This window comes from Actinoplanes sp. NPDC051513 (assembly GCF_044454685.1).
Classification (GTDB): domain Bacteria; phylum Actinomycetota; class Actinomycetes; order Mycobacteriales; family Micromonosporaceae; genus Actinoplanes.
This window is the reverse complement of record NZ_JBITDW010000013.1, coordinates 78,098-94,058: the sequence shown is the minus strand read 5'-3', so window position 1 is coordinate 94,058 and position 15,961 is coordinate 78,098. Positions and strand designations below refer to the sequence as shown.

Sequence of the window (15,961 nt, the reverse complement as noted above, 5' to 3'; positions counted from 1 at the left end):
GACCATAGGGGTCGCGCAGTTCGGCGGGCAGCTGGTCCAGCGCCCGCCGGACGCCCTTGCAAGAGATGTTGTCGCTGTCAGCCTTCACAGATTCGGTCCGGCGGTGCCTGCGGGCGGATCAGGTACTGGTCGGTGGCGGTTCGGGCGCACTCGGAGGTGTGGTAGGACGTGTGCCCGTCCCCGGTGCGGGTGAGCAGGACGCTGCCATGGACCTGCGCGGCGAGGCTGTGCGCCCACCGGTAGGGGTCCGAGGCGTCGTGGGCGGCGTGCACGAACAGGGCTGGTACGCCCCGCACGTCCAGCAGCCGCGGCGGGTTCGCCACCGGGACCGGCCAGCCGATGCACCGGTTGACCTGCCACGTCTCCGATGCGCCCTGCAGGTGCGGGGCGAGCTGGCGGCCCATCTGGATGCGCTGGCGCATCTGGGCGTACGTGGTGACCTGCGGCACGTACTCCATGCAGCCGATCGCGAACCGGTCGAAGAAGCCGTCCAGGACCACGCCGCCGGGCGCCACGATGAACTCCGAGGCGTCCCCGTCGATGGCACGGGCGAGGGCTTCGGAGAAGCCTGCCCACGACGCGCCGGGTCCGAAGACTTCCGCATCCTTGAAGCGCAGCCGGCCGACCGTGGCCATCCGGATGTCCTCGCCGGTCACCGGCCGCAGCGCGCCCTCGACGGGGATGGGCTTGCGGTCCGCGCCGGCCACCAGCCGGTCGAAGACCGCGCCGACGTCCTGTCCGCGCAGCTTGCAGGTCGGCGCGGTGTCGCACCACCGAGCGAACCGGTCGAACGAGTCCTCGGCGGCCATCATCTCGTCGGCGACTTGTTGCACCTCGGGCTGGCCGTGCTCGAGCGCGGCGTCCAGGACCATGGCACGGGTCCGCCGCGGGAACAGCTCGGCGTAGTTGGCCGCGAGCTGGGTGCCGTAGGAGATGCCCAGCCAGGTCACCTGATCGACGCCGAGCGCGACGCGCAGCGCCTCGTGATCGCGGGCCACGCTGACCGTGTCGGTGTGCGCCAGCAGCGCTCCGGTGTTCCGCAGGCAGCCGAGCCCGACCTCCCGGTTGTGCCGGACCATGGCCTGGAATTCCCGCTCGGAGCGTGGGAAGACCGTGTCGGTCGGCGTGATCGCCGGCACGTCACCGCATTTCACGTGGATGCTGCCACCAGTGGTACGGGGATCCAGCCCGACGATGTCGAAGCGCGCCCGCAGGGCCGGCGAGAAGTACCAGTCGTCGCTCTCCACGACATAGTGCGCCTCGCCGTCACCCGGACCGCCCGGGTTGAAGAACAGGGTGCCGATGCGGTGGGCCGGGTCGTCGGCCGGGCGCCGCGCCACGGCCACGGTGGTCTGCTCGCCGCCGGGCTTGGCCCAGTCCACCGGGACCTGCATGGTGCCGCACTGCTTGGTGGGGGCATTCGGGCAGGAGGCCCAGTTCACACTGAACTTCGGTAGCGGAGCGGTGGCGGCCTCCCCCGCAGCACCGACGGGTGCGGCGGGGGCGAACCCTACGGTGACGGCCGTGGCCAGCAGTCCACTGAAGAGAAGGCGCTTCGGCAGAGGATGTCGCATGGGGGTACTCCTGACGAGGTTGTGGTGACCTGCTGATCAGCGCGCGCCGGGCGGTGACGTCGGCCTGGATACCCGCCGAGGAGTCGGTGTTCATGATGAACACGGCCCAGTTGCCGGAGGCGATCGGCCAGGTCAGGGTTTGCGGCCCCGTGCCTCCTAGGCTTGTCGTCGCCTCCTAGGCTTGTCGTCGCGGGGGGAAGAATTAAGCCGGGCCACTGGCGGACCCGGGGGGACGGTTTTCTGGTCGTCGTCCGGCGGCTGGCGGAGACGCGAGTGCGGTATCGGCGCGAGGACGCGTGCCGCGGGCGATCGACGGAGACCGAAATCGAGCACGCGCAGGCCGGGCGTGGCGGTCTGGAGCCGGGACACGGCAATGCCGATGGGCCGCATCGATGAACCTCTCCGTCAGCGATATCCCGCCACCGGGGTCCAGAGCGACATCGACACCCTACGCCCGTTCCGCCGCATCGAACCGGGACCGCCGCCGATGGTCTGGCCGACAAACACCGTTGGGAATGATCGGCCGACATCCTGGGCCGAACGGGGGAAGCCGCGCGCCTGGACCGGGGTCTATGCACATCTGACCGGTCACGCGATGGCCCGGCACCCGGAACTGCCGGACCGCCCGGTCGTGGCGGATGAGCCACACGCCGAGCGCCGCAAGGGCCAACCCGATCGGTACGCCGATCCGGCGCGACATCACCTGATCCTCAAGAGCCTGCCGAACCCCGTCGGCGTTCCCTGCGCGCAGCGGATCGCGTGTGCGTCAAGCGCGAACTCCCCGAGCCCGCCCACCTGGGGCCGTCAAGCTCTCGGTGGGTGGGGCTGCGATGGGTTTCCATTTAAGGGTGGGTGGTCGGGGAGACGGCGGTCATCGGGCGAGTTCGACGGCGGGGCTGGGTTCGTGGCCGGCGGGAGCGGGCAGGTGCAGGGCGCTGCCTTCGATGTCGAGGTTGGGCACGGTGCGGTTGAGCCAAGTGGGTAGCCACCACGCGGAGCGTCCCAGCAGGGCGAGGGCCGCGGGCACGATGGTCATCCGGACGAGGAAGGCGTCGAGCAGGACCGCGGTGGCCAGGCCGAGCCCGGGCATCTTGATCTGCAGGTCCGGCGACAGCATGAAACCGGAGAAGATGCTGATCATGATGACGGCTGCGGCCGCCACCACCCGGGCGCTGTTGGAGAAGCCCTCGACGATCGCGCGGCGCGGTTCGGCGCCGGCGACGTATTCCTCGCGCATGCGGGTCACGAGGAACACTTCGTAGTCCATGGCGAGGCCGAACGCGATGCCGATGATGAAGATCGGCATCATGCTCACGATCGGCCCGGTCGCCGGCACCCCGAGCGGGCCGTTGAGCCAGCCCCATTGGAACACCGCGACCATGACACCGAACGTCGCCCCGATGGTGAGCAGGAAGCCCAGCGTGGCCTTGATCGGCACCAGCACGGACCGGAAGACCACCAGCAGCAGTAGGAACGCCAGCCCGACGATCAGCGCGAGGTAGGGCAGCAGCGAGTCGCTGATCTTCTGGGAGGCGTCGATGTTGACCGCGGTCAGGCCGGTGACCGACACGTCGCCGCCGGGTATGCCGGACGTCGCCGTCCGGATGGCCTCGACGGTGTCGGTGGTGGCCGGGTCGGTGGGGCCGGTCGTGGGGACCACCTGGAAGATCGACACGGTGCCGGTCTCGGAGGTGCGGGGCGGGGTTACCGACGCAACTCCGGGCACGGCGGCCACTGTCTTGTTGACGGCGTTGACGTCCGGGCCGTCCACGACGACGGTGAGCTGGCCGTTGTAGCCCGGCCCGAAGCCTTCGGCGACCAGGTCGTAGGCCTTGCGGGGCGAGGAGTCCGCCGCGGCGGTCCCGTCGTCGGGGAGCCCCAGGCGTAGATCGAGGGCAGGTACGGCGGCGATTCCCAGCAGCGCGACGCCGGCGACCACGGCGATCAGCGGGCGGCGCAGGACAAGCGTGACCCAGCGTTGACCCACGGTCTTGGCGATCGCCGGGGTGGAGGGCGCCCGCCGGGCGCGCCGGCCCACGATCCCGCGTCCGGCGAACCCGAACATCGCGGGCAGCAGGGTCAGGGCGATCAGAACGGCGATCGCGACGACGCCGGCCGATCCGAGGCCCATCACGGTGAGGAACGGGACGTTGACGACCATCAGCCCGACCAGGGCGATGATCACGGTGAGCCCGGCGAAGACGACGGCGGAGCCGGCGGTGGCGACGGCCCGGCCGGCGGCCTCCTGCTGCCCGTGGCCCCGGGCGAGTTCGGCACGGTAGCGGGAGGTGATGAACAGGGCGTAGTCGATGCCGACGGCGAGTCCGAGCATCAAGGCCAAGGTGCTGACCGCCGAGGGCATGTCCACCACGGCCGAGGCCAGCCCGATGCCGGAGAAGCCGATGACCACACCCAGAATCGCGGTCAGCAACGGAAGGCCCGCGGCCACCAACGAGCCGAATGTCAGCAGCAGGACCAGCGCTGCGACGGCCACCCCGATGATCTCGGCGTTGCCCAGGGCGGGCGCGCCGTCGACCGCGTTGCCGCCGGCTTCGGCGGTCAGCCCGGCGTCGCGCGCGGCCTCGAGTGCCGCGGTCAGGCCTTCCTGTGCCGCCGGGGTGAGGTCATCGCCCCGGGCGCTGTAGGCGACGTCGATGATGCCGATCCGGCCGTTGGGGCTGGTGGAACGTTCGTCGAGCGGAGTGACGCCCGTGACTTGCGGCGCCGTGCCGAGCCGGCCGACGAGGGCGGTGACCGCCGCGGCGGTAGCCGGATCGGCGAGCGTCCTGCCCTCGGCGGCAGCCACGACGACCTGCGCCGACGCCCCTCCGGCGTCGGACGCGGGGAACTCCCGCTGCAGGGTGTCGATGGCCCGCTGGGCTTCGGTGCCTGGCACCTCGAGCCCGTTGGTGGGTGTGCCCGACCACAGGATCGAACCACCGAGGGTGAGGCCAAGGGCCACCAGCCAACCGAGGAGGACGAAACGACGCCTCCGGAACGCGAAGGTGCCCAAGCCGTACAGATAACGCGCCATCGAAATCAGTCTCCTGACGGGTCGTTCAGCGGGTCACGGGAAGAAGGTGGAACCGACGGAGCGTTTCGATCGAACGGTCGCGGCGGAGCCACGCGATCACTAGGGCCAGGAGCCCGAAGACGATCGGGATGACCGGATTGCCGTCGTCGACGAAGACGAGCTGGGTGACGGTCGCGCCGACCATCTGCGCCGCGAGGGCCGCCGCGGCGAGCCCGGCCAGCGGCAGGTAGAGCAGTGCGAGGCCGCCGAGGATCTCGGTCGTCCCGGTGAAGTAGCGCAGCCACTGGCCGGCGCCGATGTCCTCGTAGGACGCGACGACCTCCGCGCCGCCGGTGTACTTCGTGATGCCGAAGTACAGGAACGCCACGGCCAGCAGCCCCTGCAGGGACCAGGCAGCGGTGGATCGGAAGCGTGACGGGGACGTGCGAAGAGTGGACATGTGTCGCTCCTGAACGAGTTGGTGGGAAAGAGCTCAGTCGGCGTCTCTCGGGATGACCGTGGGGCTGTAGTCGCCGGTCCAGGACGCCCGCGCGCCCGAGTCGCCGATGAGGTAGACGTCGTAGACCGTGGGCGGGCAGCCCGTCGATGGTGCCCATGAAGAAATCCTCTGGAAGGAAGGTGAAAGGCTCGGGGGTGAACTGTCGCCTCGACCCGATCGGGGCTGGCGGCCTAACGATCGCCCGGCGGGGGCGCGCTCCGCGTCCTACAGCTATCGACAATGCGGAGTACCACGGCCGTGGTAGGCAACCGTCGCGACACCGGCTGGATCTACAGTCCGGCGTGGACACGGGCCTGCATGATGGCCTGTGTCACTTCCTTCGGAGTCCACTGAGCGTCGCTGGAGTGCAGCACCCACCGCACATCGCCACGACCGTCGGCTCGCCGCCGGGCCGACAGCCAGCCTGCCGGCTGCCCGAAGCGATGCAGCGGCACGTGCAGCAGGGTGGTAGCAGCGATCCGCCGCGCGTCCGAGGGAACCGGATAGCCGTACGTAACGGCGTTTCGTCAGCCTTTCGCGTTGATCGACCATGTCGTCACGATGGTCTGCCCGGGGTGCCGTCCGCGTCCTCCGGCTGTGATCACCGTCGGCTACCACCGCGGTGGTAGCCGGGACGCGCGGCGCCGTACTCCGCGTGGACGACGCGAGGCAGGCCGCTGTCGCATACGGTGACCGGCATGGCCCTGTCGAACACCCGGCTGCTGCGCGCCTCGGCTGCCGCGGCGCGCCACCCACAGATGGCAGACGCGCTGCTGGGAGTACTCATCGGCGTGTTGTCCCTGCTGTCGGTGCTGGAGGGACCCCGGAGCATCCCGGGTCGTAGCCTGACGGTGCTGGACGTGCTGGTCGCCGCCTTGGCGGCGTTGTTGATCACGTTGCGTCGTCGCTGGCCGGTGTCGGTCCTGGCGGTCGTCACCGCGGTGGCGGCGTGGGCGGTGGCCAGCAGCGGGGAGATATACGTGCTGACCACGGTGTCGGTAGTCTGCGCGTACACCGTTGCCTCCCGCCGGAGGCGGACGACCGCCTGGATCGCGGGTGCGGCCGCCGCGCTGATCGTCTATGCCGCGGCGGTGGTGTTCGCGGGACAGTTGTGGGATTCCTCCGAGGCATTGGAGGATCTGGCCTGGATCGGCATGGCCGTGGCCATCGGCGACGCCGTCCGGAGCCGGCGGGCGTACGTCGCGGCGATCGAGGACCGGGCCGCGCGCGCCGAGCGGAGCCGCGACGAGGAGGCCCGGCGACGGGTGGCGGAGGAGCGGCTGCGCATCGCCCGCGAACTGCACGACATCGTTGCCCACCACCTCGCCCTGATCAACGTGCAGGCCGAGGTGGCGGTGCATGCCGTGCGGCAGCAGCCGGATCTCGCCGAGGAAGCCCTGTCCCACGTGCAGCAGGCCGCCCGGACCGGGATCGAAGAGCTCTCCACCGTCCTGACCGTCCTGCGCCGTGCCGACGACCCGGAGGCGTCCACCGAGCCGACGCCCGGCCTGGAGCGGCTCGGCGGGCTGCTCGACTCGGTTGCGACCGCCGGTCTACGGGTCGCGCATCAGCAGGACGGCGAGGCCAGACGGCTGCCCTCGGCGGTCGACCTCGCCGCCTACCGGATCGTGCAGGAGTCGCTGACCAACGCACGCAAGCACGGCCGCGACCCGAACGCCCAGGTCCGGTTGACCTACACCGCGAAGGGGCTGTTGATCACCGTCGAGAACCGGGCCGGGTCCTCGACCGGCCCGCGCACCGGGCACGGTTTGACCGGAATGCGAGAGCGGGCCGCGTCGGTGGGCGGGAAACTGGACGCCGGTCCCGACGCGAGCGGCCGATTCGCGGTGCACGCCTTCCTGCCCGCACCGATCAACGATGGGGAACCGACGTGACCAAGCAGATCCGGGTGCTGCTCGCCGACGACCAGACCCTGATCCGGGCCGGGTTCCGGGTGCTCATCGACTCCGCGCCCGACATGGAAGTCATCGGGGAGGCCGCCGACGGCCGGGAGGCGGTCGCGCTCGCCCGGAGCGCCCGTGCCGACATCGTCCTGATGGACATCCGGATGCCGGACATGGACGGCATCGAGGCCACCCGGCTTATCACCGCGGACGAGGATCTGGCCGGCGTACGCATCCTGATCCTCACCACCTTCGAGCTCGATGAGAACGTGCTGCGGGCGCTGCGGGCGGGGGCAAGCGGTTTCCTCAGCAAGAGTGTCAACCGCGCCGACCTGCTGGACGCCATCCGGGTCGTCGCCGGCGGGGAGGCGCTGCTGTCCCCGAAAGCCACCCAGAGCCTGATCACCCGGTTCCTCGACCTGCCCGAGCCGATGCCGTTGCCGTCGCCGGACCAGCTCAGCGGGCTGACCGATCGAGAGCGCGAGACCTTGGCGCTGGTGGCGGCCGGGCTGTCGAACGACGACATCGCCGAACGGCTGTACGTGTCGCCCCTGACCGCCAAGACCCACGTCAACCGGGCAATGACGAAGTTGGGCGTACGCGATCGGGCGCAGCTCGTGGTCATCGCGTACCAGAGCGGCCTGGTCCGGCCCGGCGACATGCCACCAGCCCGCTGACCCGGCTTCGACGTAGTCGTCCGGCCAGGCCGTACCACTCACGCAGTACCTACCGGTGTCTTCGCTGGTAGGACGTATATCGAGGAGTTCTCCGGCACGCTGAGAGGCATGAGACCCAGCCACGCACCGACCCGGATCCGGCCGTGACCAGCGGCATCGAGTTCGCTGTCCTGCTCTCCGTACTGTCCGCGGTCGGCTACGCGGGCGCCGCCGTCGTGCAGGAACAGCTCGCTGCCGCCGGTCACCGCAGCGCTCCACACTGGCTGATGACGCTGCTGCTCACCGGCGCCGGCGCGGGCCTGCACGTGATCGCGCTGGGCTACGGCACGGTCGGCGTGGTGCAGGCGCTCGGCACCCTCACCCTGCTGTTCGCGCTGCCGATCGCCGCCGCCCGCACCCGTAGCCGGGCCACCGCCGGCGCCTGGCGCGATGCCGGGCTGACCGTCGCCGGGCTCGCCGGGATCCTCGTACTGACCGCGACGCCGGACGGGCCCACCGTCCTCACCGGCGTCAAGGAATGGTGGCTGACGACGATCACGGTCGCCGGTGTGGCCATGCTCGCCTGCGCGGCCCGGGTGGCCTCGTCCCCGCTGGTCCGCAGTTTGCTGCTCGCGGGTGCCTCCGGAGCGGCGTTCGGGGTGGTGTCGGTGATGATCAAGACCGAGACGGCCGGCATCTCCGCCGGTGGGATCGGTGCGGCCTCCGTGCCGGCGCTGGCCGCGATCGCCCTGTTGGCGGTCGGCGGGTTGCTGCTGAGTCAGCTCTCGTACCGGGGCGGAGGACTCGCGGCGCCGCTGGCGATGGTCAGTGTCGCCAATCCGGTGGTCGCCACGGTGGTCGGCATCGTGCTGCTGGGTGAGGGTTTCCGATACGGGACCACGGGAGCGTTGCTCGTCCTCGCCGCGTCGGCGCTCACCACTCGTGGCGTGGTCGGGCTCGCGTCGGTCACCGCGGCCGCGGCCCCGTCGGCGGCGTTGGACGCGGTGGTCGTCCCGGGGCCGGCCGCAGCGCCAGCCAAGGTCCTAGTCACGGCCGGACTGGGCTGAACAGCGATGCGACGGTTCCCTGCGGGGAGCTCAGCTTTCCCAGCTCCCTTGGCGGATGCCGCTTCGAGGCCGACCGCGACCAGGCGTTCGCCGACCTGAAGCTCCTCGTCGAGCGGGCCAAAGCCGCCGGGAAGCTGCGCGCCGACTTCAGCACCGAGGACCTGCCGATGTTCCTCATGGCCAACGCCGGCGTGCTCACCGCCACCGGCGACGCCGCCCCCGACACCTGGCGCCGGCTCGTCGGCTACCTGATCCAGGCCTGCGCCGCCCAGGCCGCCCAGCCGCTGCCCGACTCGCCCGCACCCCGGCAGATGTACAAGGCCATGCTCCGCGCGACCTGGCAACAACGCGAGCGACGAGCCAAGAACACGAAGTAGCTCGCCCCGGGCAGGCGCCGCTCGAGATCATTGACCCCGCGCCGCTGTCATCAAGCGCAGACCCTCCGGCATTCCAAGGCGTACGCGCGATCGGCGCTACACGCCCGCCGCACGAAGGACCGGACTTCCGGGTGTATGCGGACCCGGTCGGCCACCCGTTCTGCCTTTGCGCGGTCGCCGAGGACTCACCCTGATCATCGAGGCAGGAGTTGGTCGATCAGGATCTGTGCCAGCCATTGTTCGTACCGCTGTGGCCGCCAGCGGCGGTCGATGACGAGTAGTTGATACACCTCTGGGGACAAGAGGGCATGGATGATGTCGGCCGCGTCTCGCTCGCGCAACTCCGGTTTCAGGGCGCCGGCGCGGGCGAGTGCTCGTGCGATCAGGTCTTGTCCCGCACTGCGGCGGCGGGTCCGCTCGGCCAGCAAAGCGTTCGCATCCGGGTCTGAGCCGGCGGCGCTGACGAGGATTCGGTACAGCGGCTCGGTTCTCGTGTTCACCTCGCGGCAGACGGCGGCGAAGCCCTTCAGTTGTCTGACTGGGTCGGGATCGGCCAGCAGCGCTTGGGCGGTGGGCTGGTCCGCAAGCGGCGCCGCGCCCTCGCCGCCGGCGACCGAGACGTCGATCAGCGCTCGCAGGATGCCGAGCTTGGAAGAGAACAGCCGGTACACGGTGGCGGCGGGGACATCGGATCGATCGCTGATCGCCTCCATCGTGGTGGCTGCGTAGCCGCGCTCGACGAATAACGTGCGGGCCGCCTCGACAACCGCATTGCGAGCCAGCCGGGTTCGGGCCTGCCGACCCTTGCCCTCCGGCGAGTCTGTCGTGGGCTCAACTACCATAATTCTGAGAGTAACACTCTTGAACTGATAGTGTTACTCTCAGAATTATGAAGGGGAGTTCGGGAGTCTGACGTGCGCAGATCAGTGGCCGCGGGCATCGCATTCGCTTGGGGCGTGGGAGTCGGAGGCACCTTCGGCTGTCTGCTGCCGTACCTTCTCGGCTACTGGCGGGTCCAGCGTCCGCTGCCGTACTGGGGGATTGCCCAGACCGCCGGCGCCGGTCTGATCTGCCTGGGCCTGGCTCCGATCGTGCACGCGTTCGTCGAGTTCGTCAGAGCCGGCGGGACTCCCGTCCCGGTGGCGTCGCCACCCCGCCTCGTGGTGAGCGGCCTCTACCGGTACGTCCGCAACCCCATCTACGTCGGCTTCCTCGTCGTCCTCACCGGCCAGGCTCTGGTGTTTGGTTCGGCGGGCATGGTCGTCTACGCCGTGGTGTCGTGGTGCGTCGCAGCGACGGCCGTGCGTTTCTACGAGCAACCGCGACTGGCCCGCAGATTCGGAGCCAACTATGAGCGGTATGTGCGCGCGGTGCCGGCATGGATTCCCCGCCTTCACCGTGTCAACCCGGCAGCGCGCCCGCCGCAAAGCCCACGCGACCCGCCCTGACGATGCCGACCCGCCACCACCAATCCAACCCCGGGAGGAAGACGCCGAATGGTCACCACATCCGCAGCGCGCATCGCTGCTGCCCCACGCACCATCGCTGCTTCGCGCCTCACCGCGATCTTGGGTCTCACGCTCGCCGTCGGCGTTCTCGCTCAGGGACTTTTCGCAGGCGCCTTCATGAGCGGTGATCACCAATGGCTCGCCTGGCACGAAGCGCTCGGCAACGCACTCGTACTGCCGCCCCTGGCCAGTCTCGTGGCCGCGCTGGTGCTGCGGCGGCGACACCCTGACCCGCCCGCTGCGCTTGCGACACGGGTCTTCCTCCTTGCCCTCGTCATCGTCGTCATCGCCACCGGTCACGCCGGCCGGGACATGCTTGTCGTGCACATCCCGGCCGCGTTAGCCCTGGTCGGGATCGCGGTCCGGCAGGCCGCGGGATTCGTTCGCGTACCCAACATCGCGCTACGTCACCGCCGGGAGCAGGACATCCGCACACCCGACTCCGGTCGAAACGAGGCGGAGTCGTGAAGGTCTGCATCGTGGGGCCGGAATCGCAGGCCTCGCCACGGCAGATGCCTTCGCGCGCCTGGGCGCCGATGTCGTCGTCTACGAGCGGCCCGACGCCGTCACCACGCGCGTCGCCGCCCGAGTGCAAGCCTGGCAACCTCCGCGCCTCGAACCGAAACGCTGACCAGCGCCCAATCCGTCCGGGCGTCGACCGTGACAGCGGACATCCTCAGCGAAACGCGTCAACGTGGTCGCGCACCCACTGGGCGTACGGTCTGGCCGGGCTGCCCAGCAGTCGTTCCACGTCGGGGGAGACGACCTCGGGGTCGGTCACCATCCGGGCCCACGCGTCCAGGGCGCCATCGACAGCGCCGTCCAGCCAGCCCCACTCGAGCATCTGTTCACGGGCCCGGTCACGATCGAGCTCCACCCAGGTGACCGGATCTTCCAGCACGTCGCCGATGGTCTCGACCTGCTCGATCTGACTGAGCACCTGCGGACCGGTCAAGTGTGGGGTCGCCCCAAGCAGCCCGTCCGTGGTGAGCGCCCGGAAAGCTACCGCGGCCAAGTCGGCCTCGTGGACCAGGGACCGCCGGGCCTCGCCGTACGGCCAGCGGACAGTGCGGTGCTCCCGGATCTGGTCGGCCCAGCCCAGCGTGTTGGCGGCGAACCCGCCGGCTCTCAGCAGGGTCCACCCGCCGGCGAGTTCACGGATCAGCCTCTCAAGAGTGCCGTGCATCCGCAGGATCGGAGACCTGTCCTCGTCCTCTGACGCGCCGTGCGATGACAGATAGACGATGCGACATCCGGCCATAGCGGCTACCGCGTCGCGGGCTGCGGCGGGGTCGCCCATGGGCCAGACCAAGAAGACCCGATCTACTCCTTGCACGGCCTGCACAACGGATGCCGGATCGTTCAGGTCACCGCGCACCGGCTCGATGCCGGCCGGTAGGGCGGCGTCCCGGCGTACGAGCGCCCGAGCCGTGAGCCCGGCCTCCGCCAGCTGGCCTACCAGCGCGCCACCGACGTGGCCCGTCGCTCCAGTTACCAAAAGGTTCACGTGGTCCATGCTGCGAGAGTGTCACCATCATTTCAAGAGTGTTCCTCTCATATAGGTGCTCCTTCGCCCCGTTCACCGGGGCAGCAGCTGGCCGCCGCGCCAGGCGACATGGCCGTCGGGGCGGACGAGGATCGCACCGTCGGGGCGGTCCGAGTTGCCGGGTTCCGCCCCGACGGGATCACGTGCGTGGGAGTGGGGTGGGTTGGTTATCGGCAGTTCTTGCCTTTGTTGAGGCAGGTGGCGACGCGTTGCATGGTCTGGGCGGAGTTGACGTTGACGAAGTCGTTGTGGTCGGAGAAGGGGTTGTGGTTTTCCTCGGGGAAGGAGTCGAGGGCGTACTGGCCCTTGATCTGCACGTCTCGCGGGATGTTGTAGGAGATGGTGATGCGCAGTTGAGGGATGGCGAGGAAGCCTTGCGGGCAGACGCCGGTGTTCTTGTCGGCGAAGGCGACGTGGCTGCGATGGTTGGTGCTGTCGGTGTTCTTGCCGTCCCAGCAGCCGGGGAAGTCCTGCACGCGCTGGACCTGCCGGCCGGCTGGGCAGATGGGGTACTTGTCGGAGAGACGGTCGGTGAATCCGGAGCAGGTCCAGGTGGCGCGGGCGTTGGCCGGGCCGCGGCTGGTGGGTTTGGCGTCACCGGTCAGCTCACGCAGGAACTTGGGCATGGGAACGACCTTGCTGACCGGGTTGCCGCGGTACTCGATGAGAACCGAGGCCGGTCGCAGGATCTTGCCGGTGTTGTTGGGCAGTTCCAGGTTCGGGCCCTGCGGGTCCGGTAGCGGGCTTGCGCTGCTGGTTGGTGCCGCTGACGGCTGGCCGGTGTTCTGCCCGGTGCCGTTCTGCTGGTTTCCGTCTTGTTGACCGTTGTCCTGGTCGAGGGTGCACGCGGCGAGCGCGTCGAGGCCTTGGGGGCGGGTGCTGTTGCGGCCGATGGCGGTGGCGATCCGATCGAGCACGGCGGTGCGTTTTGCCGTCAGCGGGCCGAGGATGGCGTTCTCGGCGAAGTTCGCGCCGCGTTGGCCGCGGCTGCTGACCAGGCGTTCGTTCGCCTCGGAGATCTGCCGGTCGAGCTCGGCGAGGTTGCGGTCGACCTCGGCGAGGGCCTGTTGTGGTACGCCGGGCAGCTGATCCCGTACGGATGGGCAGCGCACCTGCGGGGTGGCCGAGTTCGCGGCGGTGGTGTGTCCGGAGTGCAGGTTCGCGTGGATGCCGTCGTAGCTGATGTCGCAGTCGGTCAACGAGAGCAGGCGGGCCGGGCGTTGCCCGCCGGCAGCGCGGATCGTGTCGCTGAGGTCGTTCAGCACGGCCGATCGGCGGGTGCGCAGCCATTGCAGCACGTCGTTGTTGAGCTGGGCGTTCACGCCGCGGGTGGCGAGGATGCGCCGGTCAGCGGTGACCTCGAGCCGGTCCAGGTCGGCCAGCCGCCGGTCGACGGCGATCTTCACCCGCGAAGGTACGGCGGGAAGGCGGTCCCGCATCGAGGGGCAGACCACGGTTCCTGAGGTGGCCGCCAGCGCCTGCTGGACGTCGGTGCTGCCGGCGCGCACGGACCGGTCGATCCGTACGACCGGCCAGAAGTAGGCGGACTTGTCGCCGTTGCGGCAGGTGGTTCCGGAGGAGTCGAGGTCGGCGTCGGAGGAGTTCGCGGTGATGGCGAGGTTGCCGACGAAGTCGTGCACGTGTTCGGCGCCGTTCTTGATGCCGGGTTGGGCGACCGGGTTGTCCGGGCTGAACTTGCCGTTGGCGTTGGTTCCGCAATCGACGGTGAACCGGCCGGTCGAGGCGTTCGGTCCGGTCCGGGGGCGCGCTACGTTCGGTTCGACCTGCTCGATCGGGACGAAGACCGACAGTTCGGTGGCCGCGTCCGCGGTGCCCTTTCCGCCGCTGGAAACGAAGGTGGCTGTCAGCGCGCCGGTCGCCGCGAGCACCACCGCCACCAGGACCAATCTTGTGGTCTTCGCGCTGCGCGACGGTCGCCTTTCATAACGCGTTCTCATCTCGTAGTCTCCTCGATTGCAAGAACCGGCCCGTCGTTCGCCGGCCGTCGCGTTCGGGTACGGCCGCATCGTGGGAGGTCGATCAGTGTTTGGTCGGCACGTCACCGATCGGTAAGAACTCGGCCGGAACCCCCGCGTCCCGCCGCGGCGCATTCATCACCGTGGACGTCCCGGACGGCCGCACGCGAGACCCGTGCCTTCAAGGGCGTTGAGCCGGCAGCGGGGGCCAGTGGTTACCCCTGGGCCGGGCGTATCGGGTGTGGCCGATGGGGACGCTGGGGCCTGCTGGTCGTGGCGGGGCAGACGACGGCTGTACTCGTCCACGGGGGCGCCCGCGGCCACTTCCCCAACGAGACCGCCGCGCTCAGATGCGTCTACCTGGCGATCATGATCCTGGACCCCACCGGCACCGGACGACGCCGGTGTGCGATCCGCTGGAAACCGCCCTGAACGCCTTCGAGATGACCTTCGAAGGTGCACTGGAGCACCTCGGGCGACGTCGTGCTGATGACGGTGCTGGGCGGCATCGGCACGCTGTGGGGAGGAATCCTGGGCGCGTTCCTCACCGTGACGCTCGCCGACTACCTCGCCTCGTCCGACTTCCACGGCATCGACTTGGTCACCGGCTCCGTCTTCGTCCTCGTCGTGCTGCTGTTCCGCCGTGGCATCTGGGGCACCGTCCGCCATCAATGGCTGGCCCGGCAGCTGCGCCGCAGGTCACCACGTCGCAGGCCGGCCGGCGCCGGCCCGCCGAGGCGGTGAGCCGCGGCAAGCGCGGCTCAGGGTTACAGTTTCGGCAACTCACGATGCGCGGTGACTGACGTTCGCGCAACACCACGTCAGGAGAGGGCACCTGCCGGTGATTTCGCGAAAAGCACTCGAGACCAAGTACCGGATATCGGAAACGGCGATGGCCTTGTTCTTGAAGGAAGGGTACGCAAACGTCACCGTCGAAGCCGTGGCGGAGGCATCCAGCGTCTCCCGCCGCACTGTTTTCCGGCACTTCGAGAGCAAAGACGAGCTCGTATTCCCGGACCACACCGAACGCCTCGGGCTGGTCGAGCGGTGTCTCGTCGAAGCCGCTCCCGGCACAGATCCGGTAGATGCCGTCATCGCGGCCACGGAGGAGTCACTGCGCGACTTCCTCAGCCGTCCCGAGCTCGTCCTCCGGCGATACAAACTGACGCGCGTCGTGCCCGAGCTGCGGAAGCGGGAGGTCGTCGAGCACGAGCGGTACGTGGCGCTGATACGTTCGTTCCTGCGCGATCACCTCCCACCCGACGCGCCGCCTTTCCAGTCGACGGCGCTCGCGGCCCTCATCGACGCAATCCACCGATCAGCGCTCGGGAACTGGGTACGCGGCGGCGGCGCGACCGATCCCCTCGCCGAGTTGGCGGCGGGCATGGAATGGGTTCTTCGCCTCATGGTCCACCAGTCGACTTTCTCGACCACTCCGCTGCTCCTCGCGTTGCTTCCGGACACACCGCAAACCCGCCGCGTCCTGACCTCGTTGAAGGACGCGGCGGAGGAGCTGCTCTAGCCAGGGCGGATAGTTCGAGATCGCGGCGGGCGCCGGCCGGCGCCCGCCGCGATCAGAGCCGCCCGTCGATCAGTTTCGCGTCCACTTCTGGTTGTTCCCGCCGTTGCAGGTCCAGACGATGACCGCGGTGCCGTTGGCGGTTCCGGCGCCGTTCGCGTCCAGACACAGGCCGGACTGCGCGTCGGCGATCAGCTTGATGGCGGGGTTGCGGCGCTTCGCCTCTTCCATGGTCCACCACTCGTAGCCGCGATTGCAGTCGAGGTCGCCGCGGAATTGCGAGTGGCTGGGCTTCTGCGGTTTGATGAAGAAGTCGACGGGC

General features: G+C 69.5%; 15 protein-coding genes and 2 pseudogenes. 10 read left to right on the top strand and 7 right to left on the bottom strand.

Translation table 11 applies throughout. From position 1 onward, the window contains the following. Positions 1–77 precede the first annotated feature (77 nt). From ACIA5D_RS33095 to ACIA5D_RS33085, 3 genes are all read right to left on the bottom strand, one after another. Positions 78–1,574: an alpha/beta hydrolase gene (locus tag ACIA5D_RS33095; protein WP_396034294.1), complete on the bottom strand. Its 1,497-nt coding sequence runs from the start codon at positions 1,572–1,574 to the stop codon at positions 78–80. A gap of 871 nt (positions 1,575–2,445) precedes the next feature. Beyond that, complete coding sequence (locus tag ACIA5D_RS33090; RefSeq protein ID WP_396034293.1) at positions 2,446–4,608, bottom strand: MMPL family transporter; 2,163 nt, start codon at positions 4,606–4,608, stop codon at positions 2,446–2,448. A 25-nt stretch (positions 4,609–4,633) separates the two neighbouring features. Beyond that, positions 4,634–5,047 (bottom strand): DoxX family protein, encoded by a 414-nt coding sequence (locus ACIA5D_RS33085; RefSeq protein WP_396034292.1) that lies wholly within the window; start codon positions 5,045–5,047, stop codon positions 4,634–4,636. A 737-nt stretch (positions 5,048–5,784) separates the two neighbouring features. On the opposite strand from ACIA5D_RS33085, the gene ACIA5D_RS33080 reads away from it, so the two are divergent. The 4 genes from ACIA5D_RS33080 to ACIA5D_RS33065 all read left to right on the top strand — a co-directional run bounded on the left by ACIA5D_RS33080 (position 5,785) and on the right by ACIA5D_RS33065 (position 9,090). Continuing rightward, positions 5,785–6,981, top strand: coding sequence for a sensor histidine kinase (locus ACIA5D_RS33080; RefSeq protein WP_396034291.1), 1,197 nt, complete (start codon positions 5,785–5,787; stop codon positions 6,979–6,981). Then, positions 6,978–7,667, top strand: a complete 690-nt coding sequence (locus ACIA5D_RS33075; protein ID WP_396034290.1) for a response regulator — start codon at positions 6,978–6,980, stop codon at positions 7,665–7,667. Before ACIA5D_RS33080 ends, ACIA5D_RS33075 begins: the two co-directional genes overlap by 4 nt. A 143-nt stretch (positions 7,668–7,810) precedes the next feature. Further along, positions 7,811–8,713, top strand: a complete 903-nt coding sequence (locus ACIA5D_RS33070; RefSeq protein ID WP_396034289.1) for a DMT family transporter — start codon at positions 7,811–7,813, stop codon at positions 8,711–8,713. Positions 8,714–8,880: 167 nt separating this feature from the next. Beyond that, complete coding sequence (locus ACIA5D_RS33065) at positions 8,881–9,090, top strand: hypothetical protein (protein ID WP_396034288.1); 210 nt, start codon at positions 8,881–8,883, stop codon at positions 9,088–9,090. A 194-nt stretch (positions 9,091–9,284) separates the two neighbouring features. On the opposite strand, the gene ACIA5D_RS33060 is transcribed toward ACIA5D_RS33065, so the two are convergent. Beyond that, positions 9,285–9,932: a TetR/AcrR family transcriptional regulator gene (locus ACIA5D_RS33060; protein ID WP_396034287.1), complete on the bottom strand. Its 648-nt coding sequence runs from the start codon at positions 9,930–9,932 to the stop codon at positions 9,285–9,287. Between the two features lie 114 nt (positions 9,933–10,046). Here ACIA5D_RS33060 and ACIA5D_RS33055 point away from each other — a divergent pair, with 114 nt between their 5' ends. The 3 genes from ACIA5D_RS33055 to ACIA5D_RS33045 are packed head-to-tail and all read left to right on the top strand — an operon-like array spanning position 10,047 to position 11,229. Further along, positions 10,047–10,538, top strand: a complete 492-nt coding sequence (locus tag ACIA5D_RS33055) for a methyltransferase family protein (protein WP_396034286.1) — start codon at positions 10,047–10,049, stop codon at positions 10,536–10,538. 48 nt (positions 10,539–10,586) lie between these two features. Continuing rightward, positions 10,587–11,066 (top strand): hypothetical protein, encoded by a 480-nt coding sequence (locus tag ACIA5D_RS33050; protein ID WP_396034285.1) that lies wholly within the window; start codon positions 10,587–10,589, stop codon positions 11,064–11,066. 4 nt (positions 11,067–11,070) lie between these two features. Next, on the top strand, positions 11,071–11,229 hold the full coding sequence (locus tag ACIA5D_RS33045) for an NAD(P)-binding protein (RefSeq protein ID WP_396034411.1): 159 nt from the start codon (positions 11,071–11,073) through the stop codon (positions 11,227–11,229). 45 nt (positions 11,230–11,274) lie between these two features. Here the strand turns inward: ACIA5D_RS33045 and ACIA5D_RS33040 are convergent, their stop codons facing one another. Both ACIA5D_RS33040 and ACIA5D_RS33035 read right to left on the bottom strand, forming a co-directional pair. Continuing rightward, positions 11,275–12,105, bottom strand: coding sequence for an NAD(P)H-binding protein (locus ACIA5D_RS33040; RefSeq protein ID WP_396034284.1), 831 nt, complete (start codon positions 12,103–12,105; stop codon positions 11,275–11,277). A gap of 206 nt (positions 12,106–12,311) precedes the next feature. After that, positions 12,312–14,102, bottom strand: coding sequence for a DUF1996 domain-containing protein (locus ACIA5D_RS33035; RefSeq protein WP_396034283.1), 1,791 nt, complete (start codon positions 14,100–14,102; stop codon positions 12,312–12,314). Between the two features lie 330 nt (positions 14,103–14,432). On the opposite strand from ACIA5D_RS33035, the pseudogene ACIA5D_RS33030 reads away from it, so the two are divergent. From ACIA5D_RS33030 to ACIA5D_RS33020, 3 genes and pseudogenes are all read left to right on the top strand, one after another. Further along, a pseudogene (locus tag ACIA5D_RS33030) lies at positions 14,433–14,572 on the top strand (IS256 family transposase); the annotation flags it as partial. 4 nt (positions 14,573–14,576) lie between these two features. Beyond that, positions 14,577–14,864, top strand: a pseudogene (locus tag ACIA5D_RS33025) (hypothetical protein); the annotation flags it as partial. Between the two features lie 148 nt (positions 14,865–15,012). Beyond that, positions 15,013–15,642: a TetR/AcrR family transcriptional regulator gene (locus tag ACIA5D_RS33020; protein ID WP_396034282.1), complete on the top strand. Its 630-nt coding sequence runs from the start codon at positions 15,013–15,015 to the stop codon at positions 15,640–15,642. Positions 15,643–15,711: 69 nt separating this feature from the next. Here ACIA5D_RS33020 and ACIA5D_RS33015 read toward each other — a convergent pair whose 3' ends face one another. Next, the gene (locus ACIA5D_RS33015) at positions 15,712–15,945 is read right to left on the bottom strand and encodes an RICIN domain-containing protein (RefSeq protein WP_396034410.1); all 234 of its coding nucleotides are present in this window, start codon (positions 15,943–15,945) and stop codon (positions 15,712–15,714) included. Between the last annotated feature and the right edge of the window lie 16 nt (positions 15,946–15,961).